Origin of the sequence: Algibacter sp. L1A34 (genome assembly GCF_009796805.1) — a bacterium.
Classification (GTDB): Bacteria; Bacteroidota; Bacteroidia; order Flavobacteriales; family Flavobacteriaceae; genus Algibacter.
This window is the reverse complement of record NZ_CP047029.1, coordinates 1,714,159-1,738,939: the sequence shown is the minus strand read 5'-3', so window position 1 is coordinate 1,738,939 and position 24,781 is coordinate 1,714,159. Positions and strand designations below refer to the sequence as shown.

Genomic DNA, 24,781 nt, shown 5'->3' with positions numbered 1-24,781 from the left:
AAAAAATGACTGATAAAAAGAAAAGCGTAGATAAAGAGTTTTGGTTATCCACTTGGGCTATTAACAATAAAACAACCATGTATGTTTTAATTGCAACCATACTGTTTTTAGGTACTGGAGCATATTTTAGCATGCCGAGAGAGAATTTTCCTGAGATAAAAGAAACTAAAATTTATATAAGTTCGATTTACCCGGGGAATACCGCCGAAGATATTGAAAAACTTATTACAGACCCTATTGAAGACCAAATTAAAACAATAAGTAATATTGTTGAAATCACCTCAACCTCACAAGAAGATTACTCCATTGTTATTGTTGAATTTGATGAAAGCATATCCGTTGAGGCTGCAAAATCTAAGATTAAAGACGAAATAGATTCTAAAACAGCTAGTGAAGACTGGCCTTCATTTAATGGAGCCAAAGTTGAACCAGATGTTTTCGATTTAAGCATATCTGAAGAAACACCAATTGTAAACATTAATATCTCTGGAGATTACCCAACAGATAAACTTAAAGAGTTTGGAGAATATCTTCAAGATGAAATTGAAAGTCTTCAAGAAATTAAAAAAGTAGATATTCGTGGTGCTCAAGACAAAGAAGTTGAAGTTGCGGTAGATATCTATAAAATGATGGCTGCACAAGTGAGTTTTTCAGATATTATTAACACCATAAACAGCGAAAACTTAACCATGTCTGCAGGTAATTTAATTACTAGCGGACAACGACGTACCATACGTATACTCGGTGAAATTGAAGATCCGAAAGAGCTTGAGAGTTTTGTTGTAAAATCTGAAGGTTACAATCCCATTTACTTAAAAGATGTTGCCTCGGTAACCTTTAAAGATGAAGATAGAACAACATACGCCAGAGAATTTGGGCATCCCGTAGTTATGCTAGATGTGAAAAAACGTGCTGGTAAAAATATGGTGGCTGCGGCAGAACAAATTCAAATTATTGTTGATGATGCTATAGCAAACGTTTTTCCTCCAGATCTAACAGTAAGTATTGCAAACGATCAATCTTCCAAAACCATTGGTCAAGTAGACGATTTAGTGAACAATATTATATTTGGTATCATATTAGTTGTTACCGTTTTAATGTTCTTTATGGGCTTTAAAAGTGCGCTATTCGTGGGCTTTGCAATCCCAATGTCTATGTTTATGTCTTTAATGATATTAGAACTTTTAGGCTACACCATGAACACCATGATCCTTTTCGGGTTAATTATGGGCTTAGGTATGCTGGTCGATAACGGTATTGTTGTTGTAGAAAACGTACACCGACTAATGAGTGATGAAGGCATGACCCGTATAGAAGCGGCTAAAAAAGGTATTGGAGAAATTGCTTTTCCTATTATCATATCAACAGCTACAACGGTTGCAGCATTTATTCCTTTAGGTTTATGGCCAGGTGTTATGGGGCAATTCATGATATACTTTCCAATAACGTTATCCGTTGTTTTAGGATCATCTTTATTTGTTGCGATATTTTTTAACTCGGTAATTGTCTCTCAATTTATGACTATTGAAGATGTAGATATGCCATTAAAACAAATTTTTAGAATAACTATAATCCTAAGTGTATTAGGTGTTTTGATTTTCATCTTTGGTGGAAGCTATAAAGGTTTAGGAACACTTATGATTATCACAGTAATTTTACTTTGGATATTCAGACTGTTTTTAAGAAAATGGACCAATAGTTTTCAAAATAATCTTTTACCTATTTGGGAACGCACATATGAAAAATCATTACGCTTCGCCTTAAGTGGTAAAAAACCAATTTTTATAACTATTGCCACCGTCATTTTACTATTTATTGCGTTTATGGGCTTTGGGTCGTCAGTTAGTAATCAGCGTACCAAAGTAGAGTTTTTTCCAGCCAATACGCCTAACCAAATTATTGTTTACATAGAATATCCTGAAGGTACCGATATTAAAAAAACAAATACCATCACGAAAGATATAGAACAACGTGTTTACAAAATCATTAACGATCCTATTTACAAAGATGGAGACTACAATTTCTTAACCGAAAGTGCTGTATCTCAAGTTGGTGAAGGCGCCGGAAACCCACAAACCGATGGTGGTTCTGCAGCCGAAATGCCACATCGTGCTAAAATTACAGCATCGATGCGTGAGTTTAAGTTTAGACGCGGCCAAGATAGTAACGAGTTACTAAAAAAGGTACAAGCAGACTTGAAAGATATTTACCCAGGTGTTGCTATCTCCGTTGAAAAAGATGCCGTTGGACCTCCTGCAGGATACCCAATAAATATAGAATTAGAAGGTGAAGATTATACTGAATTGATAAACACCGCCGAAAAAATGCGCGATTTTATTAATTCAAAAAATATTCAAGGTATTGATGAGTTAAAAATTGATGTTAACAAGTCTAAGCCATCCATGCAAGTGGTTGTTGATAGAAAAAAAGCAGGAGAATTAGGCGTAACTGCAAGCCAAGTTGGCCAACAACTTCGTAACTCTATTTTTGGTGCAAAAGCGGGCATTTATAAAAAAGATGGAGATGACTATGATATCTATGTGCGCTTTAATGAAGAAAACAGATACAACACAAGCGCAATTTTTAATCAAAAAATAACGTTTAGAGATATGGCTTCTGGTCAAATAAAAGAAATACCTGTTTCTACGGTTGCTAAACAAAAAAACAACTCAGGCTTTAGTGCCATTAAACATCGAGATGTAAAACGTGTAGTAACTCTTTATTCAGCCTTAGCTCCAGGATTTACAGATGCAGGTGCTATTGTTTCAAAAATTAGAAATGAAATGAGAGGATTCACCGCAAAGCCAGACCAAGTTAAAATTGATTATACGGGACAAATTGAAGAACAAAACAAACAAATGGCTTTTTTACTTGGTGCATTTTTCACCGGTTTAGGTTTAATTTTCTTCATTCTAATATTTCAATTTAACTCGGTTTCAAAACCAGCTATTATCATGTTAGCAATCTTCCTTAGTTTAATAGGGGTATTTGGTGGTATTGTAATTACTGGAAGTTCTTTTGTTATTATGATGACCATGATGGGAATTATATCTCTAGCAGGAATTGTGGTAAATAACGGTGTGGTACTTTTAGATTACACACAGCTTTTAATTGATAGAAAAAAGATTGAACACGATTTAGAAGAAGATCAATACATTGAAAACAGTGAACTTCTAGAAGCCATAGTTAAAGGTGGAAAAGCACGTTTACGTCCAGTTTTATTAACCGCAATAACAACAATACTAGGTTTAATTCCATTGGCAACAGGTTTAAATATTAACTTCTTTACATTTCTTAGCGATTTTGATGCTAACGTTTATGTAGGTGGAGATAACGTTATATTCTGGGGACCATTAGCATGGACGGTTATATATGGGCTTTTTGTAGCCACCTTTTTAACTCTAATTATTGTACCAATTCTGTTTTATTTAGTAACACAATTTAAAATGTGGCTATTTAAAAACAGAGCTGCTAAATATAAAAATGTCGATAAAATTGGCACAAATATAGATTAATTTAATTGTGTGACTAACTCGATTAATAGCGAAAACCCAGACTTTCTTAATTGAAACGTCTGGGTTTTTAATTAATATTGTTTTAGTTGAAGTGTAAATGAATACGATATTTACTTTAGACAAAAACGAGCTTTAGCACAGCTTGAAAAAGTTAATAACTATAACCAAACGAAATACTATTTCTTAATTTTACAATAAGCTATTATTCATATTAAACCCCTTGCTTTAAAACTATACCTCAACAAAAAAGCCTCGTAAATCTATAGATTTACGAGGCTTTTAATAATATTAATAAATACTTTTTATTATTTTAAAGTAAACGTTAATCTACCAAAAACATAACGTCCATTAAAACCAAATTGAGAAGTTCTACGAGAGAAAATAAATTGATCTCCGTATTGAGAACCTTCAAAAGGAACTTCGTCTGGATAAACGTCCAACAGGTTATTTGCACCTGCTGTAAGTTTTAAATTATCCGAGAAATTATATGTTAAAGATAAATCGGTAATAATTTTTTCGCCATATGTAACTGGAGTAGCGGATCCTCTAAAATCCGGATCGTTTACAGAACCAAAATACACATTACGCAACATAAAATTCCAATCACCATTCGAATAATTATTTGTCAAATTCACTTTAGCTCTAGGCATAGCATCTTCAATATACCCTTTAAGGGTTTCATCTAAAATTTCTGTTCCAAGAATAGATTTAACATTCTTCACTTCAGTTTTAGAAAATGTTCCAGATAATATATTATTTAAAGTCCCATTTGTACCAATACTAGTTTTATGATCTATTACAATATCTAGCCCTCTAGACTCCGTATCATAACCATTGGTAAAAAATTTAGCAGCACCAGCAGCCGCAGCATCAAAAATTGCTTGTTGCTCCGTTGTGGATGGTGTATAACTTCTTGTTATACCTACTCTATCATCAACATTTACAATATAACCGTCGATAGTAATTTTTAAACCAGCACTCGGTATTTTTGCAGTAAACCCTAAACTTGCATTAAATGAAGTTTCCTCTTCCAACTCAGGTATTAACAACAAATCAGCCAATCTACTATTGTTTGCAAAAGTCCCTTGCTCAATTGGAATACCTCCAACAAATTGTGTTGCTGTAGCATTAAAATAAATTTGATGTAAATCTGGAGCTCTAAATCCAGTACTTATTGCTGCACGAATTGCCGTATTCTCAGATAATTTATATCTAGAAGACAACTTCCAGTTAAAGGTTTTTCCAAAATCATTAAAATTCTCGTAACGCAATGCTGCACTCAATAAAAAAGCTTCTGTAAAATCTGCTTCTAAATCAACATAAGCAGCAAAACTATTTCTATTTTGATCTACTTCATTTTCTGGTCTATATCCAGGAAAAACCTGAGCTCCACCAGGAACACCTTCACCAAAATAACTGGTTACAAGATTACTCGGGTCTGTGTAGTTTGTAACAATTTCTCCATTTGTATCATATTTTGAATACGAAGCCTCTTCACCAGCAACTAATTGATAATTTTCAAGCCTATATTCAGCACCAAAAGCTACATTTAAACCTTCAAAAGTATCTTCATAAAAATTTGACAAATCAAAATTTGTAGTGTTTTGCGCAAATGAAAAGCCACCAGCTTCAAATTCTGTTGGAGAAGAAGCTCCTAAAGTTGCATTAACCGTGTTTTTAATGGTGAAATCGAAACTATTCACACCATAAGTGTTAGAGAAATCTATATCCCAATCACCTATTTTACCTTTAATACCAGCAGCTATAGATTTATCTATAACACGGGAAGCTATATGCGGTAAAAACCCATTCGGAAAAGCTTCAGTATTAGCTCTACCATCTGTATAAGCTGGTCTTCTATAAAAACCTGCCGCCGAACCATCTCTAAAGCTCATGCCTCCAAAAGAATAAATAGCAGAGCCATTATCATCTAAAGGAATCTCCATATTCATCATAAATTGTCCACTTCTTAATTTAGATTGTCCAACTTTCATTCTAAAATCATCACGTGTTAAACCACGTTGCGCTAATTCGTAATCTGAAATTGGAGCTGCATTTGATGTATCACCAATAAAAGTTGCAGAATCCGAACTAATAATATCTAAAAAAGAATCGCCCGCAATAACACCGCTATCATAAACAGCTTGTAATGTTGGATCTAATCCAGCCACGTAATTAGCTAAATCACTAGGATCCATAGCATAAGCCGCATCATATCCTAATGTTCTTGTTGCAATATCAAACATAGTATAAATAGGCTGTCCCATTGAATCACTTCTATTGGTTGCTCCTCTTGTACTTAAAGACCCCGTAAAATTAATATAACCTCCATTATCTCCTAAGTCTAAACCATAGTTAGCATCTAACTGGAATTTTTCTCCATCTGTACCTCCATCATTATACTGATTAGAATGCTTACTCATATTTGCACCCGAGTTAACATTTAAGGTTAATTCATTCGTTGCTTTTTTAAGAACAAGGTTAATAACACCAGCAATGGCATCAGATCCATATTGAGCTGCTGCGCCATCTCTTAAAACTTCTATTCTTTCTATTGAAGCAGTAGGAATTGAGTTCATATCTGTTCCAACAGTACCCGTTCCAACAGTACCATTTACATTTACTAATGAAGATTTGTGTCTTCTTTTTCCATTAATTAGAACTAAAACTTGATCTGGCCCTAAACCTCTTAATGACGCCGGATCCACATGATCTGTTCCATCTGAAACAGTTTGAGTTGTTGATGTAAACGACGGAGCAACATAATTTAAAATTTCAGTTATTGTTGTTTGAGGTCCAGATGTAGCAATCTCAGACATATCAATAACATCCACCGGTACTGGGGTATCAATTGAAGTTCTAGACTTATTTCTAGAACCAATTAAAACAACCTCATTTAATGCTACACCAGATTGCATGGTTGCGTTCACGACATGTCCATGAACTTTTTTATCTTGTGTTTCATAACCAACGTATGAAAACACCAAAATAGCGCCTTTACTCGCACTTATAGTGTACTTTCCGTCAAAATCTGTGGTTGTACCTGTTGAGGTACCTTTTACAATTACAGAAACTCCTGGTAAGGCACCAGAATCATCCGTTACAGTTCCTGAAACTTCTTGGGCTATTGCCTCTCCTGATAAACCTATAAAAAATAGAAACATCAGACATTTTAAATGTAGAATTTTAATCATAGTTATAATTTATTTTGAATTAGTTCTAGCTAATATATGCATATTATCTTACAAACTAGCTACTTAGCGAAATAATATAACACCGATAAATTCTATTTTAATAACAAAAGACCCGTAATTGCAATAATATTTTTAACACTTTATTAAATTTACTGAGAATTCATCAATATTCATAACTAAATGAACTACAATGACATAACGAAATAAAAAAACTATAAATTAAACAAAAAAAGCGTTAAATAGACGTTTATTTTTATTCTAAAGAATTATTTAAACTTTTAAAAAAATCTACTATAATATATAGAAAGCCCCATAATTTAGAATAAACTCCAAATTATGGGGCTTTCTATATAAAAAAATTCAATTAAATACTTTGCCTACAAAACTAATTACAAGCAGATTATATTTGCTCTAAAACTTAAACGCTATACTCGCATTTAAAACCGTTCCATTAAATCCAAATTGATTTACTTCCCAAGGATATTTAAAACGCCCACCAAGATCCGTAACAAAATCACCTTTTGTATCTATTTCATCTGGATAAACATTAAGTAAGTTATTTACCGAAATATTAGCCGAAACCTTTTCGCTAAACTCATAACCAATAATTAAATCTGTAATTACTTTACCAGCAAAAGTTTGATCGTAAGCAGCATCATCTAAAGGCAATGGTCCATCTCCAAAATCTGCTCCATTTAAACCATTGTTAGAATGTTGCCAGCTAACCTCTCCAAAATAAGTATTGTTCAATATAAAATTCCATTTACTTATATTATAATCCAAACCTAATAACACTTTAGACTTAGGTCTAGATGAAGTAATTCTAGATTGCTCCTTTCTATTAAAAATATCATAACCGTTTGCAGCAAATATAGGAGGTGTATCAATCTCTCCTTCAATTGTAGTTTCGTTAAAATTAGCAGCTAAAGCTGCATTCAAAATACCTTTACCTAATTCGATATTAGTATAGTTAACAACTAAATCAACACCTGAGGTATTTGTATTTACTGCATTCACGAAAAACTTTAAACTAGTAATAGAATTAGCAATTAATACAGTTTCCACAGGGTTTATTGATGAGGCATCCCCGTCGAAACCAATTTCTCCTGTAAACAAAACACGATCGTCTACTTTTACATTATAGAAATCTGCCGAAACCGATAAATTAGGCTTAATTTTATAAGTAATACCGGCTGAAATATTTTTAGATGTTTCCGCAGTAAGCTGAGGCACACCTAAATCTTCTCTAATAATAGGATCTACATTATTAAATGTTCCTTGGTTTGAAATACTACCTCCAGAAACCAAAGTTTGCACATTACTTAAATATATTTGATGTAACGATGGTGCTCTAAACCCTGTACTATAAGAAGCTCTTAACGCCCCTTTATCTCCTAAAGAATAACGCCCACTAACCTTCCATGAAACATTATCTCCAAAATCACTAAAATCTTCGTAACGAATAGCGCCACCAATCAATAAAGCATCGGTTGGTTCCCATTCTAAATCTCCATAAACACCATAATTATGTCTATCGGCGCGCACAGCATTAGAAGGTTGTAAACCAGGAAAAGATTGTGCATTACCATTTCCTGTAGGGTTATAATAAGACGCTGGGTCTCCTGCTCTTGCAGAAAAATTTTCTTGTTTAATTTCTGCTCCAAAAGCAATATTAAGTTGCCCTAAACTTCTTGAAAAATCTAGATTAGCCAACGAGTTACTAAACGTATATCCTCCAACACCAAACTCAGTTGGACTGTTTGCTCCTAAATCTGGATTTAACGTGTTGTTCACATCGTAATCAATTCTGTTTCTCCCGTAAGTTCCACTAAAATCAACATCAAAATTAAATAGTTTCCATTTTACTCCGGCTGTTAAGTTATTATCCAAAATATCTGTTTCAAAAGTTGGTTGAAAACCATTATAATCCGAACCAGATTCATGCAATAAATTATATGGATCCCCAACCCAGTAAGGTGCTCTGTATAACGCAAAACTTTTTCCTTGTCTAGAGGTTACTCCACCAAACGTATAAAACTCACCCGAATCATTTTTAAAAGGAATTCCCGCATTAAAAAACAAATCAAGTGTTTTTTGTTCTGGTTGCCCAACATTCATACCTAAATCTGGATTATCAGCTAACCACGATCCCCATGTTGGATCATCGGCCCCCACACCTATTAAAACATCTGTGCCAGGACTTCCTGGTCTATTTGTTTTTTTTTGTTCATAATACCCAGCAGTCACATTTAAATAACCACCGTTTTCACCCGACAACCCTGTATTTAAATCAATTCCATAATTAAAACCATCACCTTCCGTAGTTACACCCGATTTTACATTTACCGTAGTGTATTCTACATTCTTTTTTAGCACCATGTTAATCACACCTGCTATCGCATCCGATCCGTACTGAGCAGAAGCACCATCACGTAAAACCTCAATACGTTCAATAGCTGCGGCAGGAATACTTTTTAAATCTACACCTACCTCACCTTTTCCCGGCGTATCGTTTATATAAACTAAGGCACTTTGGTTTTTACGCTTTCCATTTACCAAAACCAACGTTCTACTTGGTCCTAAACCACGTAAATCTGCTGGATCAAAATGAGCTGTTGCATCAGATATGGTTTGAGTTGTAGAGTTAAATGATGGTACTTTGTAAGTCAACATTTTATCTATTGTAGGTTGTCCTGTTTTTCTCATTTCCTCTAACCCAATATTATCTATAGGCACAGGAGAATCTAATATTGTTCTTGGCTTCGCCCTGTTTCCTGTTAAAACCACAGCATCTAAGGCAACTCCCGATTGCATGGTTACATTCATTTTATTTCCGGTAACGGCATTTTCTTGAGTTTCATATCCCACATAAGAAAATACTAAAACAGCACCTTTACCAGCATTAATAGCATACTTTCCATCAAAATCTGTTGTGGTTCCTGTAGCAGTCCCCTGCACAACAACGGATACGCCCGGCAATGTGCCAGAGTCATCCCTAACAACACCTGATACTTGCTGTGCAAGTATAGAAAAAGGGGCTCCTAAAAACAATAGCAACATCAACCATTTTGTGTTTAAAATTCTACTCATAATGTTAATTAATTTAAAGTTAGTTGCCACTAATATATGCATATTATCATTTTGTTAACATAAATTTAGTAAAATATTACTCACGTATATGTTTTTTTAGCAATGTTAATTACAAAAAACCATGATATTCCCAAGGTTTAGATAAAAAACTTATCAATTTATCATTTCCAAACAAACTTCATAGAGATTATAGCGATTCAATTTTATCTCTTCATTTAATCAAAAAAACAATTATAAAAATTTATACTCCGCCCTATTTCATTAAATTTGCACCTCAATTTTACAACACATGTACAGAAGTCATAATTGCGGCGAATTAACAGCCACACATATTAATACAGAAGTAACCCTATCTGGTTGGGTTCAAAAATCTAGAGATAAAGGTTTTATTGTTTGGGTCGATTTACGCGACCGTTACGGTATTACTCAATTGGTTTTTGATGAAGAACGCACCAGTAAAGACTTAATAGAACAAGCTCAAAACTTAGGCCGCGAGTTTGTAATCCAAGTTAAAGGAACGGTTATTGAACGCGCTTCAAAAAACTCAAAAATACCAACAGGAGATATAGAAATATTAGTTTCCGAACTAAAAATTCTAAACGAATCAATATTACCTCCATTTACTATTGAAGATAAAACTGATGGTGGTGAGGATATTAGAATGAAATATCGCTATTTAGATATTCGTCGTAATCCGGTAAAAAATAGTTTAATTTTTAGATCGAAAGTTTCTCAAGAAGTTAGAAATTATCTTTCTAAAGAAGGTTTTATCGAAGTTGAAACGCCTTATTTAATAAAGTCAACTCCAGAAGGCGCGAGAGATTTTGTAGTACCTTCTCGTATGAATGCCGGTGAATTTTACGCCCTTCCACAATCGCCTCAAACCTTTAAGCAATTGCTTATGGTTGGTGGTATGGATAAGTATTTTCAAATTGTAAAATGCTTTAGAGATGAAGATTTACGTGCCGACCGTCAGCCAGAATTTACACAAATAGATTGTGAAATGGCCTTTGTTGACCAAGAAGATATTTTAAATGTTTTTGAAGGTTTAACCCGTCATTTATTAAAAGAAGTGAACGGTGTAGATGTTGAAAAATTCCCAAGAATGCTTTACGATGATGCCATGCGTTTATACGGAAACGATAAACCAGACATCCGTTTTGGGATGGAATTTGGTGAATTAAACGCGGTAACACAACATAAAGAATTTGGTGTTTTTAATAATGCAGAATTGGTTGTGGGTATTGCAGTGCCAGGTGGAAATAGCTACACAAGAAAAGAAATTGATAAACTAATAGATTGGATTAAGCGTCCTCAAGTTGGTGCTTTAGGCATGATTTACTCACGTTGTAATGACGATGGAAGCTTCAAATCTTCAGTAGATAAATTTTACGATCAAGACGATTTAGCAAAATGGGCAGAAGTTACGGGTGCCAAACCAGGCGACTTAGTTTGTGTGCTTTCTGGAGATAAAAACAAAGTACGCGCGCAATTAAGTGCTTTGCGTATGGAATTAGCAGAGCGTTTAGGATTGCGTGATCCGAAGGTATTTGCTCCACTTTGGGTTATCGACTTCCCTCTTTTAGAATTAGATGAAGAAACCGGACATTACCACGCCATGCATCATCCTTTTACATCACCAAAACCAGGGCAAATAGAATTATTAGATTCTAACCCAGGTGAAGTAAAAGCCAATGCATACGATTTAGTTTTAAACGGAAACGAAATTGGAGGCGGTTCTATTCGTATTCACGATAAAGAAACCCAAGCCATTATGTTTAAACATTTAGGTTTTTCTGAAGAAGAAGCAAAAGCACAATTTGGCTTTTTAATGGATGCCTTTCAATACGGAGCGCCACCTCACGGCGGTTTAGCTTTTGGATTAGACAGATTGGTTGCCATATTAGGAGGCCAAGAAACTATTCGAGATTTTATTGCATTTCCAAAAAACAATTCAGGACGCGATGTTATGATTGATGCTCCTGCTCCTATTGACGATAAACAATTAACAGAGTTAAGCTTAAAACTTAACTTAAAATCATAATTTTAAAATCCTGCATAAGCAGGATTTTTTAGTTCCATAGCCATGCCTAAACAAACCATTTTAAAACAAATACTTATTTGGAGAGCCAAACATATTTCCAAAAAGCAATTTGTAATGCTATTAAGTATTATTATTGGTTTCATCGCTGGGATGGGTGCAGTAGTTCTAAAGAATTTAACTCACTTTATCCAACATTTATTAGAAACTAAACTAGTAAAAGAATACCATCATGCCTTTTATTTTTTGTTTCCAATTTTGGGTTTAAGCCTAGTATATTTAAGTATAAAATATATTATAAGGCATAAGGTGAGTCACGGTATACCATCTACACTTTACGCCATTTCTAAACGTAAAGCGATTATGAAACCCTTTCAAATGTTTGGTTCTATTTTAACAGCACCTTTAACCGTTGGTTTTGGTGGTTCGGTTGGATTAGAGGGACCAACCGTTGCTACAGGTGCCGCATTAGGTTCAAACATTGCTAGAATGTTTCACATGAACCAAACCACGAGAACTTTACTTGTTGGTTGTGCTGCTGCTGGAGCCATGAGTTCTATTTTTAAAGCACCCATAGCCGCTATTATTTTTGCTATTGAAGTCTTTAGTTTAGATTTAACCATAGCTTCTATGCTTCCATTATTACTCGCTTCGCTTTCGGCTATTTTAACATCCCAGTTTTTCTTTGGAGACGATGTATTACTCCCTTTTAGAATTGAAGATAAATTCTATCTTGCCGATGCACCTTTCTATATTCTTTTAGGAATTATTGCAGCATTTATATCTATATATTTTACCGAAGTTTACGATCGTATTCATAAGTTTTTCCACACTCTAGATTCTCCTATTAAAAAACTATTAGTTGGTGGTGTAGGTATTGGTTTATTGGTATATTTAATTCCGCCCTTATACGGTGAAGGTTTCGACGTTATTAATAATCTAATTGCCGGGAATCCCGAAAAAGCTTTAGAAAACAACATATTCAACTTAGACTTATCAAATATTTGGAATGTAGTTTTGCTTCTTCTAGCGCTCATGCTCTTTAAAATTATTGCTAGCTCGCTTACTTTTGGAGCTGGTGGTGTTGGTGGTATTTTTGCCCCAACCCTATTTATGGGTAGTATCATGGGGTTTTGCATGTCTAAAATTATAAATTATAGTGGCTTATTAAATACACAACTTTCCGAAAGTAATTTTACATTAGTTGGTATGGCAGGGCTTTTAGCAGGTGTACTACATGCGCCATTAACAGCTATTTTCCTAATTGCCGAACTTACTGGTGGCTACGAACTTTTTGTTCCGCTTATGCTTACTTCAACTATTTCATTTAGCATTACAAAATACTTTAAACCACATTCTGTTTATAACATGGAATTAGGACGAAAAGGCGAATTAATAACCCACGATAAAGATCATGCCGTTTTAACACTAATGGATATTGATAGAGTTATTGAAACCAACTTTACTATTTTATATCCAAAAATGACTTTAGAAGAAATTATTCAAAAAGCCGTTATAAAATCTAAACGAAACATTTATCCTGTAATTAATAAAGAAAGTCAAAGGTTAGAAGGTATTATATTATTAGATGATTTGCGCTCAATCATGTTCGATCGCTCTTTATATAAAGAAATAACAGCGTCAGATTTAATGCAAAAACCTCCTGAAGTTATTAATCTAGACAAAGATAAAATGACCGATATTATGAAAAAATTTCAAGATAGTAGCGCCTGGAATTTACCCGTAAAAAAAGAAGGAAAATACTATGGTTTCATTACAAAATCTAAATTATTAACATCGTATAGACGCCAATTAATTAACTTGCAAAGGGAATCTTAAAACTAAAATTATCTTCAAACACTAAAAGATTTGTGCAATTATATCATGTAATGCCAAAAAAATTATTGAAATTCGTGTATTAGTGATAAAAACATAAAAGTGTAAGACGCTATAAATAAGCGACAAAGACGTTTCAGTAATTTTAAACCATGCCTTCAAACACTAAAAAACTATTAAGAAGATTCTTAATTTGGAAATACAAACATATTTCCGAACTTCAGTTTGTATATCTACTTAGTATTTTAGTAGGCTTTTTAGCAGGAATGGGCACCGTTGTTCTCAAAAACCTAACACATTACATTCGTTTACTTTTTGAATTTGAAACGTTTAGAGATCATCATCATGCTCTTTATTTTATTTTCCCAATAATTGGTTTGTTATTAGTTTACATCATAAAACAAACGTGGTTAAAAAAACATATTGGTCACGGTATTTCATCAACATTACATGCTATTTCAAAATTAAACGGCATCATTCCAAGATATAATATCTATGCATCCTTAATAACAGCACCATTAACAGCCGGTTTTGGTGGTTCTGTTGGTTTACAAGGCCCAGCGGTGAGTGTTGGTGCTGCATTGGGTTCTAATGCCGCACGCCTATTCAACATGAGCACAAAAACACGCCTACTCTTAATAGGTTGCGCCGCAACTGGAGCCATGGCCTCCATGTTTAAAGCCCCTATTGCAGCCATTGTTTTTGCCGTAGAAATTTTCAGTTTAGATATTGCCTTCACATCATTAGTCCCATTACTATTAGCCTCTGTTTCGGCAGTAGTAACCTCTTATATGTTTTTAGGAACTGATCTTTTATTACGTTTTGAACTAACAGATAAGTTTGAAGTAAACGACATTGGTTTCTACCTTCTTTTAGGATTAGTAACCGCCGTAGCATCGGTCTATTTTTCCAAAGTATTTTTCGCAATCACCAACTTTTTTAAACAATTTGAAAGTCGTGCAGTCCGTTTGGCAATTGGTGGTTTAGCCATCGGCACCATACTCTATTTTATTCCGCCATTATACGGTGAAGGATATGGTATCATGAATAACTTATTAAAAGGTGACCACTTAGCAGCCATTGGCAAAACACCATTCAATTTAGATTTATCTAACATTTGGATTGTTATTGCTCTTTTACTTGGCATTGCTATTTTTAAAGCTATCGCCATGACTACAACTTTTGGAGCTGGTGGTGTAGGCGGCATATTTATCCCAACACTTGTTATGGGCAGTGCTTTAGGTAATGCCTTCGCTAAAATTATCAATAATATCGGATTAGGATTTCATGTTTCCGAATCCAATTTCACATTAATAGGAATGACGGGCTTAATGGCCGGTGTACTTCACGCACCACTCACAGCTATTTTCTTAATTGCCGAAATAACTAGCGGTTACGAACTATTTGTACCATTAATGATAGTTTCAGCCATATCATTTGCCATTACAAAATACTATATTTCGCATTCTATTTACACATTAAAACTGGCCGAACGTGGTGAACTCATGACCCACGATAAAGACCAAAACGTACTCATGGTTTTAGACATCGATAAGGTTATAGAAACCAATTTCATCATCCTAAACCCAGAAATGAAACTCGGAGATATCCTTAATAATGCGGTAGCAAAGTCTTCTAGAAATCATTTCCCGGTGGTTAATGATCAACATGAATTCCTTGGAGTTATTCGCCTAGACGATGTTCGACATATTATGTTTAACGTCGATTTATACCAAACCGTAACCGCGCAAAGCCTCATGCATGCCGACGCCGGTATTATAGATTACGACGCCGATAACATGAACACCATAATGGAAAAATTTAAAACCAGTGGCGCATGGAATTTACCAGTAATTAAAAACGGCAAATACTACGGTTATATTTCAAAATCGAAACTATTAACCGCATACAGACAACAACTTATAAAATTTACCAAATAGCGCTTTAATCATATTTAAATATAAAAATGAAATACTTTATCGTAATATTAGCTATTGCAGCATTTACAAGCATCCTTTTGGGATTCTTTTTAGAAGTCAATTATTCAGAAAAACTCATCGGTTTCGGTGTCACTGGGCTGTTTTTAGTTGTTTTTCCAATATTTTCATACTATCGATGGAAAGATAAAGACCCTAAAGATTATATGCTAACTAAAGAAAATTTAGACAAAATGAAAGACTCTCAACGCCCTAAAAAATCTTAAAATCTGGGCGTTACCACAAGGGTCGGGTTTTCTCTACTCGCTCCCTCCCAAAAGGTCGGGGAGCTCAAACAAACCGTTCAATCCCTAACGCATAAAAAACGTTAAAACTTTCAATGTATTTACACGTTTTTTATATTTGATCTCCAATTTAAAAATACCCTCAAAAAAATAACATGAAATATACAACACTCCCAAATACAGATATAAAAATTAGTAAAATATGTTTAGGCTCCATGACTTGGGGAAACCAAAACAGCGAAACAGAAGGACATGCTCAACTAGATTACGCACTAGAACAAGGCGTAAATTTTATTGACACTGCAGAGCTATACCCAACACCAGCAACAGCCGAAACACAAGGTAAAACAAGTGAAATTATTGGCACATGGTTAAACAAAACAGGGAATAGAGATAAAATTGTTTTAGCTTCTAAAATTGCAGGAACAGGCGATTACACAGCACATATTCGTAAAACGGGTTTTAGTCCAGAAGCAATTCAAGACGCTGTTAACAGTGAGTTAAAAAGACTTCAAACCGATTATATTGATTTATTTCAACTGCATTGGCCCGAAAGACAAACCAATTTTTTTGGAGTACGCGACTACAATCACAATCCAAATGATGCTTGGCAAGATAACTTCAATGAAATTTTAAATACATTAGATGTACTTATCAAATCGGGCAAAATTCGCCACATTGGCATGTCGAACGAAAAAGCTTGGGGTGCTATGCGTTATCTAGAAGAATCCAAAATTAATAATTTACCACGAATGGCAACCATCCAGAACGCTTATTCTTTATTAAATCGTGTTTTCGAAGGTGACATGGCCGAAGTTTCAATTCGAGAAAATTTAGGTCTCTTAGCCTATTCCCCTATGGCCTTTGGAGTACTTTCTGGTAAATACGTAAAAAAGATAGATACCGAAAACTCAAGACTTAATTTGTATCCAAGATTTGCAAGATACAGTAGCGAACAATCTACCAAAGCTACAAAGTGCTACTTAAAAATTGCAGAAGACAATAATATGTCGCTTGCACAACTGTCACTAGCCTTTGTAAATCAACGTCCGTTTCTTACGAGTAACATTATTGGAGCCTCTAACTTAGAACAACTAAAAGAGAATATAAATAGTATTAATATTACTTTATGCGAAGATATTTTGGAACAAATAAATGCAGTACATGCTGCCATTCCAAATCCAGCACCATAGAAAAAGACTTTAAATAAATAAAAGCAAATCAAGATTTTAAATTTATTTACTATATTTAAGTTCTCTATATCAACTAATTACATAGCATTAACGTATTTAAACTTTACATTATGCTAGGAGACACATTAAAAATAGCTTTAGGAGAATTGGGCCAAAAAGAAATTCACGGAGCCCAACACAACGAACGTATTTTAGAATACCAAGAAATGACTGGTCTAAACTTTGGTAACGACGAGGTAGCTTGGTGTAGTATTTTTGCAAATTGGGTAGCCTTACAAGCTAATTTAGACCGATCCAACAGTGCTATGGCTCGTAGTTGGTTAAAGATAGGTCATAAAACCGACTGGCCTCAACCTGGCGACGTTGTCGTGTTTTGGAGAACAAATAAAAAAAGTCCATTTGGACATGTTGCTTTTTTTATGGGGTATACAAAAAGTGGAAAATCTATTTATTGTGTTGGCGGAAACCAAAATGATGAAGTTAACATACAAACCTTTACTTTAGATCGTATTTTAGAATTTAGAAGTTTAACCGATAATGTTGAAGCTCCTTTAATTATACCAACAGGGTACTTACGTAAAGGTGATAGTAATGAAAACGTAAAAATGTTACAAAAGCTATTAATTAAACTAGATTATCTTACCGGAAATGCCGACGGTGTTTTTGGTTCAAACACAGAAAAAGCACTTAAAAAATTCCAAACCGATAATAATATTACGGTCGATGGTATTTATGGAAGTCAATCAAGAACAATCTTCGAAAGTATATCGACCTCTTAATACTCTTACAAATATTTAGGACAAGAAATCAATGTAACCACCTAAGCATCAATCATAAATTGTTTTGATGCTTTTTTATCGCGCTTTTACTTAGTTAATAAATTCAAATTATTTTTAGTATTTATCATTCCTTTTAATTCATAAACAAATGTTAAATCTAATTTCGAGATTAAACACTTCTACATTAATACGGTCCTAGTAGTATTAATAACAATAAAATTAAAAAACATGAAGACCATATTTAAAACAACAATAGCCCTTTTATTAGTAGCAGGATTTACAACAACTAGTTTTGCTCAAAATAGTAATAACAAAAAATCAAAACGAACTACTGTTACCAAAACGGTCACTAAAACAACCTCTAGAAATACGCCTATTTCCCGTAACAAAGTAGTCTACAAAACACCCACTAGAAAAGTTGTATCGGTTAGAAGTATTCCAAAATCTTCCGTGGCAATAAAACATAATGGCGTTTCTATATATTACGATAATAACAAGTTCTTTAGATTGAATGCAGGACGATATATACCAACCGTACCAACTGTAGGATTCCAAATTAGAACTCTTCCTGTTGGATACAAAAGATTAAATTACAACAATAGAAGTTACTTTATACAAAACGGTATTTACTTTGTAAAAGTAAATGATTATTATCAAGTAATTAATCCAGAAATTGGAACCATAGTTTACGAATTACCACAAGATATTGAAAAAGTAACTATAGATGGTGCTAGATATTATGAGTTTAATAATGTGCTTTATGAAAAAATTCAAATTAATGGCGCTCGAGCTTATGAAGTTATTGGTTTTATAGGAAACTAATTTTAAACTTCTATTCCCAAGATATTATAAATATTACTTAGCTTTTGTAGGTGTTTATTTTTAACAAACTAAGCACCTACTCTTCTATAAACTCAAAGCTTTCAAGCCAACCTACTGCTGCTTCGTGAGTTGAAAACACTTTATATTTATATTTCTTATTTCGAGCTATTGCACCATATAAAGTACTTATGGCCGCAGTTGTTGGGCTATTTATCACTACTGCACTTACCACAATAGTATAGCTTTTTAGAGATTCCACTTTAGCCTTATTAAACGATTTTAAGGCTTTATAGGAGAATGTTAAGGTCGCATCTCTAGCATCTACCATGGTTCGTAATTGTCTTGGGTAACTCGTTTTCTCTTTAAAAGACAAAAGATAGTCTACAATATCTTGCATGCCTACTTCATCTTTAAATTGAGTTTCTAAAATATTTAGTTCATGGTTAAAAATGGAACGTATCATGTGAGGCTGTATTATAAAAGAATTATATTTTTAAGCGCGTAAAATTACTAATTATTCGCTGTTTTATTAAATATGATTGTATAAAAGCGCTAAAAACAAGCAAAACACAACCAAGTTAATCGATAAAATGCGTTAGGGATTGGAGCATTGTTGGAGCTCTTTTTGTGTTGTTGCACCTATGCAACACAAAAAAGCGACTGTGAAAAGCCCGACCCATTTCGGGTAACGCCCAAAATTTTTCTCATAAAAAAACCCTTACTAATATTTAGTAAGGGTTTTTTATATTATTTAATTTGATTACCATCTTTATCGAAAAAATGATATTCTAGATACGTGTAAGCATCTCTTGGTAAAATTTTAACCCATTTCTTGTGTTCAAAAAACCATTTTGAACGCATAGATGGAAAGCCCTTGGTAATAAAGGCCGCTATAAAAGGATGTGTGTTTAAAGTCAACTTTTTATAGTCTTTTTTTAATAATTTTTCTAGGTCGTAAGTAATTTTTTCTACGATACCTATTGGTGCTTCTACCTCTGAACCATTAATTATTACATCGGGATTTTCCTCACGTGTTTTAATGTTCATTTCTGGTCGAACGCGTTGTCTCGTTATTTGTATTAGGCCAAATTTACTCGGCGGTAATATTTTGTGTTTTGCTCTGTCGTCCTTCATTTCGTCACGAAGGTGATTGAAGAGTTTTTGCCTGTTTTCAGCATTGGTCATATCTATAAAATCGACTACAATTATGCCTCCCATATCACGTAAACGCAATTGGCGAGCCATTTCGGTAGCTGCGATTAAGTTAACCTCTAGCGCTGTGTCTTCTTGACTGTTGGCTTTGTTGGATCGGTTTCCACTGTTTACATCTATAACGTGTAGGGCTTCGGTATGTTCTATTACCAAATAGGCGCCTTTTGCCATAGATACAATTTTACCAAACGATGTTTTAATTTGTCGTTCGATACCGAATTTTTCGAAAATCGGGGTTTTGGACTGGTGCAATTTAACGATAGATTCTTTTTTAGGTGCAATTTCTTGCAAATATTCTTTAATTTGATCGAAAAGCGTTTCATCGTCCACGGTAATTCCTGTAAAGGTGTCGTTGAATATGTCTCGTAAAATTGATGAGGCTTTATTCATTTCGCCCAATACTTTACTGGGATGATGTGCTTTCGGTAATTTTTTACACATTGCGGCCCAACGGCCTAGCAATGTTTGTAAATCCTTATCCAGTTCGGCTACTTTTTTGCCTTGTGCTACTGTACGAACAATAATACCAAAACCCGGAGGGGTTATGCTTTTTACCAGTCGCTTTAATCTGTCTTTTTCTTCGCGGTCTTCTATTTTTTGAGAAATAGAGATACGGTTTGAGAAAGGGACTAAAACGATGTACCTACCAGCAATAGACAGCTCGGAGCTTATTCTAGGGCCTTTTGTAGATATTGGTTCTTTTACTATTTGTACTAATAGCGATTGGTTTGATTTTAAGGCATCAACGATTTTACCGTCTTTATCGATGTCTTTTTCAAATGGGAAATTTTTTAAAGAAAACTCTTTAAGTTTACCTGTGCTTACACGTTTTGTGAATTTTAAAAGTGAAGGTAGTTTTGGTCCTAAATCGTGATAATGCAAAAATGCATCTTTCTCGTAACCTACATTAACAAATGAGGCATTTAGACCTGGAACAGTTTTTCTTATTTTGGCAATAAACACATCGCCAACCGAAAAATCGTTACCATCTTCATCTTTCTGTAATTCAATAAGTTTTCCATCTTTTAATAAGGCAAAATCAACATGCTCGGAACTAGATCGAATAATCAATTCTTTATCCATTTTGTTAATTTTTATCCACCTCGAAAAATCGAGACAGATGGATTATACAATATTTTGGTTTGATAAATTACTTTACCAAACTCACAGGATTTTTTAATAAATCTGTGGAGTTCATTATTTTTAATTGAATGAACTCATTTCAAAGAACTTTGTTACTTTTTAAAAAACAAAAAAAGTAGCTAATCTAACTACTTTTTTGATTTATTTTTTCTTCTTGTGACGGTTAGCGCGTCTACGTTTTTTACGTTTGTGCGTTGCAACCTTATGTCTCTTACGTTTTTTACCACTTGGCATAAATAGAGTGTTTTAAAATTAATAATTCCGTTTAAAATACTGAATCGATTCCAGTACTTGTGTTTTTATTTTACGTCTACATTTGTTTTAACGCCTTCTACAAATACTTTTGCAGGCTTAAATGCAGGGATATTGTGTGCAGGTATTTTAATGGTAGTGTTTTTTGAAATATTTCTACCAGTTTTTTCTGCTCTAGTCTTTATAATAAAGCTACCAAAACCTCTTAAATATACATTGTCTCCACCTTCTAAAGAAGTTTTCACTTCTTCCATAAATGTTTCAACAGTTGCTTGAACATCTCCTTTTTCAATTCCTAACTTCTCAGAAATTTTTGCTACTATATCAGCCTTTGTCATTATTGCTATTATTTTTAATGTTTCTATAAATTCTAAAAGGGATGCAAATATAGGAATTAAATTTTCAATATTTCAAACCTAATTCATTAAAATTTAAGATTATAAACGTTTATTTTTGCAGCCGCTATAAATTCGATTATGATATTCTCTAAAATTTTAATTAACTGGTACTCAATAAACAAGCGGGAATTACCATGGCGAAAAACCATTAATCCCTATTACATCTGGCTATCGGAAATTATTTTACAGCAAACTCAAGTTAAACAAGGGTTACCATATTATGATTCTTTTACCGCTAAATACTCTACTATTTTCGATTTAGCAAATGCAAATGAAGACGATGTTTTAAAACTTTGGCAAGGATTAGGGTATTACTCTCGCGCTAGAAATTTACACGCTACAGCAAAACATATTGCAAACGATTTAAATGGAGAATTCCCAAACACCTATAAAGAACTACTAAAATTAAAAGGCGTAGGCGATTATACAGCAAGCGCCATAGCGTCTATTTGTTTTAACGAAGTTACCGCTGTGGTGGATGGTAATGTTTATAGAGTATTATCGAGATATTTTGGAATTTCCACTGCCATAAACTCCAGCAAAGGCGCAAAAGAATTTAAACTACTTGCTCAAAAATTAATTGATAAAAAGCAACCTGCGGAATTTAACCAAGCCATTATGGAGTTTGGAGCTACACAGTGCAAACCAAAAAACCCAGATTGTAATGTTTGTCCGTTTAATAAAGGTTGTATTGCTTTCAACAAACATCTAATTGGAGAATTGCCGGTAAAAATTAAATCGGCTAAGGCTAAAAAGAAGCATTTCAATTTTTTAGTTTTTATTTCAGAAGACGAAAAAACTATTATACAACAGCGCCAAGGCAAAGGTATCTGGCAAAACTTATATCAATTCCCTTTAGTTGAAACAGACAACTATGTAGATTCAAAAAGCTTTAAAGCTTTAATTGAAAGCCACGAATTACTTGCGAATCAAAAATTTGAATTATTCCTATATAATAAGGAATCCATTGTGCATAAATTATCACACCAGCATCTTTACACAAAGTTTTGGATTATTAAGGTTGAAAAACTTCCTATAGATGGCATCTCTGTTGATAATATTCGTGATTTCGCTGTACCGATCTTAATAGGTGATTTTATTGAAGCTTTTAATTTTTAATCAATTAACACTTGCAAACAATATTTTTTTATTAATTTTAGAGATAGCAATATAAAATGCTTTTTTGTTAAAAATGACAATCGACTTTGGTTGATTTAATATTAAAGATTAATAGAAATTATTTATCTATTTTTGCATTCTCAAAAAACTAGAAATTATGTCTGGAACATTAAATAAAGTTATGCTAATTGGGCATTTAGGCGATGAAGTAAAAATGCACTACTTTGAAGGTGGTGGATGCGTTGGTCGTTTTCCTTTAGCAACTAACGAAACCTACGTTAGTAAACAAACTAATGAACGTGTTACAAACACCGACTGGCATAATATTGTGGTTAGAAATAAAGGTGCCGAAATTTGCGAAAAATATTTGAGTAAAGGCGACAAAGTATATATTGAAGGCCGATTAAAAACCAGAAAATGGCAAGATGAAAAAGGCAACGATAGATATTCTACCGAAATTCAATGTAGCGATTTCACCTTCCTTTCTACTAAAAAAGAAAGCGAAAATAATGCTGCAAATGCACCCGCACAACAAAAACCTGCTGCCACTAGTCCGCAACCAGAAAGCAAACCCATTGAAGATACCGATGACGATTTACCTTTTTAATATAATGCTCGACCTTGTTTCGAGAATACTGTGTTTAACTAAAACCCCAGCTCTTGGATCCTGATCCCGCCAGTTTGTTCAGTTTATTTATTGCAATCGATTTTTCTATTGCATTAGGATACCTGCTATTATTTTTACTCTTATTCTGCTCGGCGCTAATTTCAGGAGCCGAAGTTGCCATGTTTTCATTATCAAAATCTGATGTGGAAGCCGATTTAGCAGCAAAGTCTAAAAAGATTCAAATTATTTCACAACTTTTAGAACGTCCAAAAAAACTATTAGCCACTATATTAGTTGCCAATAATTTTATAAATATCGCCATTGTTATTTTATACGCTTATATAAGTAGCAGCTTGTTTATGGGTATTACAAATCCCATTTTAAAATTCACTTTAGACCTTATAATTGTTACTTTTTTAATTTTATTGTTTGGTGAAATTTTACCTAAAATCTATGCTAGCCGTAATAATTTAAAGTTTGCAACTTTTATGGCCTATCCTCTTAAAGTTTTAGATGTTTTACTTTCTCCAATTAGCTTACCCATGCGCAGTGTAACGCTCGCAATACATAGTAAGCTAGGTAAGCAAAAATCTAATTTAAGTATAGATCAATTATCACAAGCATTAGAACTTACAAGCGAAGAGGATACTACCAAAGAAGAACAACGAATTCTGCAAGGCATTGTGTCTTTCGGAAACACCGATACCAAGCAGGCTATGCGCCCAAGAATTGATATTTTCGCTCTAAATATCGAGCAAAAATATATGGATATTATGGCGGAAATTGTAGAGAATGGTTATTCAAGAATTCCCGTTTATCAAGACAATATAGATAACATAAAAGGTATTCTTTATGTTAAAGATTTACTACCTTTTATTGATAGAAAGCAATTTGATTGGTCTTCCTTAATTCGTGAACCCTTTTTTGTTCCAGAGAATAAAAAACTAGATGATTTAATGGCCGAATTTCAAGAGAAAAAAGTCCATTTAGCAGTTGTTGTGGATGAATATGGTGGAACTTCGGGTTTAATTTCTTTAGAAGATATTATAGAAGAAATAGTTGGTGATATTAGTGATGAGTTTGATGATGAAGATTTAAAATACTCCAAACTAGATGATAACAATTACGTTTTTGAAGGTAAAACAGCTTTAAAAGATTTCTACAAGATTATTAAAATTGAAGATGAAACTATTTTTGAAGACCATAAAGGTGAAGCAGAAACGGTTGCAGGCTTTGTTTTAGAAATATCAAAAAGCTTCCCAAAATTGAACAGTAAAATAAATTTTAAAAATTACGTTTTTACTATTGAAGCTTTAGATAAAAAACGAATAAGGCTTATTAAGTTCACAATAACATAAT

Annotated in this window: 16 protein-coding genes; 11 read left to right on the top strand and 5 right to left on the bottom strand. The window is 33.7% G+C overall.

Features of this window, described 5'->3' with window-relative positions; genetic code table 11:
* Positions 1–5 precede the first annotated feature (5 nt).
* Positions 6–3,515, top strand: a complete 3,510-nt coding sequence (locus tag GQR97_RS07405; RefSeq protein WP_158846997.1) for an efflux RND transporter permease subunit — start codon at positions 6–8, stop codon at positions 3,513–3,515.
* Between the two features lie 305 nt (positions 3,516–3,820).
* On the opposite strand, the gene GQR97_RS07400 is transcribed toward GQR97_RS07405, so the two are convergent.
* Both GQR97_RS07400 and GQR97_RS07395 read right to left on the bottom strand, forming a co-directional pair.
* Positions 3,821–6,709, bottom strand: coding sequence for a TonB-dependent receptor (locus tag GQR97_RS07400; protein ID WP_158846995.1), 2,889 nt, complete (start codon positions 6,707–6,709; stop codon positions 3,821–3,823).
* Between the two features lie 411 nt (positions 6,710–7,120).
* The gene (locus GQR97_RS07395; RefSeq protein WP_158846993.1) at positions 7,121–9,799 is read right to left on the bottom strand and encodes a TonB-dependent receptor; all 2,679 of its coding nucleotides are present in this window, start codon (positions 9,797–9,799) and stop codon (positions 7,121–7,123) included.
* 289 nt (positions 9,800–10,088) lie between these two features.
* On the opposite strand from GQR97_RS07395, the gene aspS reads away from it, so the two are divergent.
* From aspS to GQR97_RS07360, 7 genes are all read left to right on the top strand, one after another.
* Positions 10,089–11,843 carry an aspartate--tRNA ligase gene (gene aspS, locus GQR97_RS07390; RefSeq protein WP_158846991.1) on the top strand — a complete coding sequence of 585 codons (1,755 nt, stop codon included), beginning with the start codon at positions 10,089–10,091 and terminating at the stop codon, positions 11,841–11,843.
* 42 nt (positions 11,844–11,885) lie between these two features.
* Positions 11,886–13,679 (top strand): chloride channel protein, encoded by a 1,794-nt coding sequence (locus tag GQR97_RS07385; protein WP_158846989.1) that lies wholly within the window; start codon positions 11,886–11,888, stop codon positions 13,677–13,679.
* 149 nt (positions 13,680–13,828) lie between these two features.
* Positions 13,829–15,616: a chloride channel protein gene (locus GQR97_RS07380; protein WP_158846986.1), complete on the top strand. Its 1,788-nt coding sequence runs from the start codon at positions 13,829–13,831 to the stop codon at positions 15,614–15,616.
* A gap of 26 nt (positions 15,617–15,642) precedes the next feature.
* The gene (locus GQR97_RS07375) at positions 15,643–15,879 is read left to right on the top strand and encodes a hypothetical protein (RefSeq protein ID WP_158846977.1); all 237 of its coding nucleotides are present in this window, start codon (positions 15,643–15,645) and stop codon (positions 15,877–15,879) included.
* Between the two features lie 173 nt (positions 15,880–16,052).
* Positions 16,053–17,090, top strand: coding sequence for an aldo/keto reductase (locus GQR97_RS07370; RefSeq protein WP_158846975.1), 1,038 nt, complete (start codon positions 16,053–16,055; stop codon positions 17,088–17,090).
* A gap of 110 nt (positions 17,091–17,200) precedes the next feature.
* The gene (locus tag GQR97_RS07365) at positions 17,201–17,869 is read left to right on the top strand and encodes a TIGR02594 family protein (RefSeq protein WP_158846973.1); all 669 of its coding nucleotides are present in this window, start codon (positions 17,201–17,203) and stop codon (positions 17,867–17,869) included.
* A 228-nt stretch (positions 17,870–18,097) separates the two neighbouring features.
* On the top strand, positions 18,098–18,691 hold the full coding sequence (locus GQR97_RS07360; protein ID WP_158846971.1) for a DUF6515 family protein: 594 nt from the start codon (positions 18,098–18,100) through the stop codon (positions 18,689–18,691).
* 76 nt (positions 18,692–18,767) lie between these two features.
* On the opposite strand, the gene GQR97_RS07355 is transcribed toward GQR97_RS07360, so the two are convergent.
* The 3 genes from GQR97_RS07355 to GQR97_RS07345 form a co-directional block, all read right to left on the bottom strand.
* A complete protein-coding gene (locus GQR97_RS07355) occupies positions 18,768–19,154 on the bottom strand; it encodes a hypothetical protein (protein WP_158846969.1) in 387 nt (128 codons plus the stop codon).
* A 284-nt stretch (positions 19,155–19,438) separates the two neighbouring features.
* On the bottom strand, positions 19,439–20,986 hold the full coding sequence (locus GQR97_RS07350) for a ribonuclease E/G (protein ID WP_158846967.1): 1,548 nt from the start codon (positions 20,984–20,986) through the stop codon (positions 19,439–19,441).
* 359 nt (positions 20,987–21,345) lie between these two features.
* On the bottom strand, positions 21,346–21,636 hold the full coding sequence (locus GQR97_RS07345) for an HU family DNA-binding protein (RefSeq protein ID WP_042496479.1): 291 nt from the start codon (positions 21,634–21,636) through the stop codon (positions 21,346–21,348).
* Between the two features lie 138 nt (positions 21,637–21,774).
* Here GQR97_RS07345 and mutY point away from each other — a divergent pair, with 138 nt between their 5' ends.
* The 3 genes from mutY (at position 21,775) to GQR97_RS07330 (ending at position 24,780) form a co-directional block, all read left to right on the top strand.
* The gene (gene mutY, locus GQR97_RS07340) at positions 21,775–22,815 is read left to right on the top strand and encodes an A/G-specific adenine glycosylase (protein WP_158846965.1); all 1,041 of its coding nucleotides are present in this window, start codon (positions 21,775–21,777) and stop codon (positions 22,813–22,815) included.
* 157 nt (positions 22,816–22,972) lie between these two features.
* A complete protein-coding gene (locus tag GQR97_RS07335) occupies positions 22,973–23,422 on the top strand; it encodes a single-stranded DNA-binding protein (protein ID WP_158846963.1) in 450 nt (149 codons plus the stop codon).
* 53 nt (positions 23,423–23,475) lie between these two features.
* A complete protein-coding gene (locus tag GQR97_RS07330; protein ID WP_158846961.1) occupies positions 23,476–24,780 on the top strand; it encodes a gliding motility-associated protein GldE in 1,305 nt (434 codons plus the stop codon).
* Position 24,781: the final 1 nt, after the last annotated feature.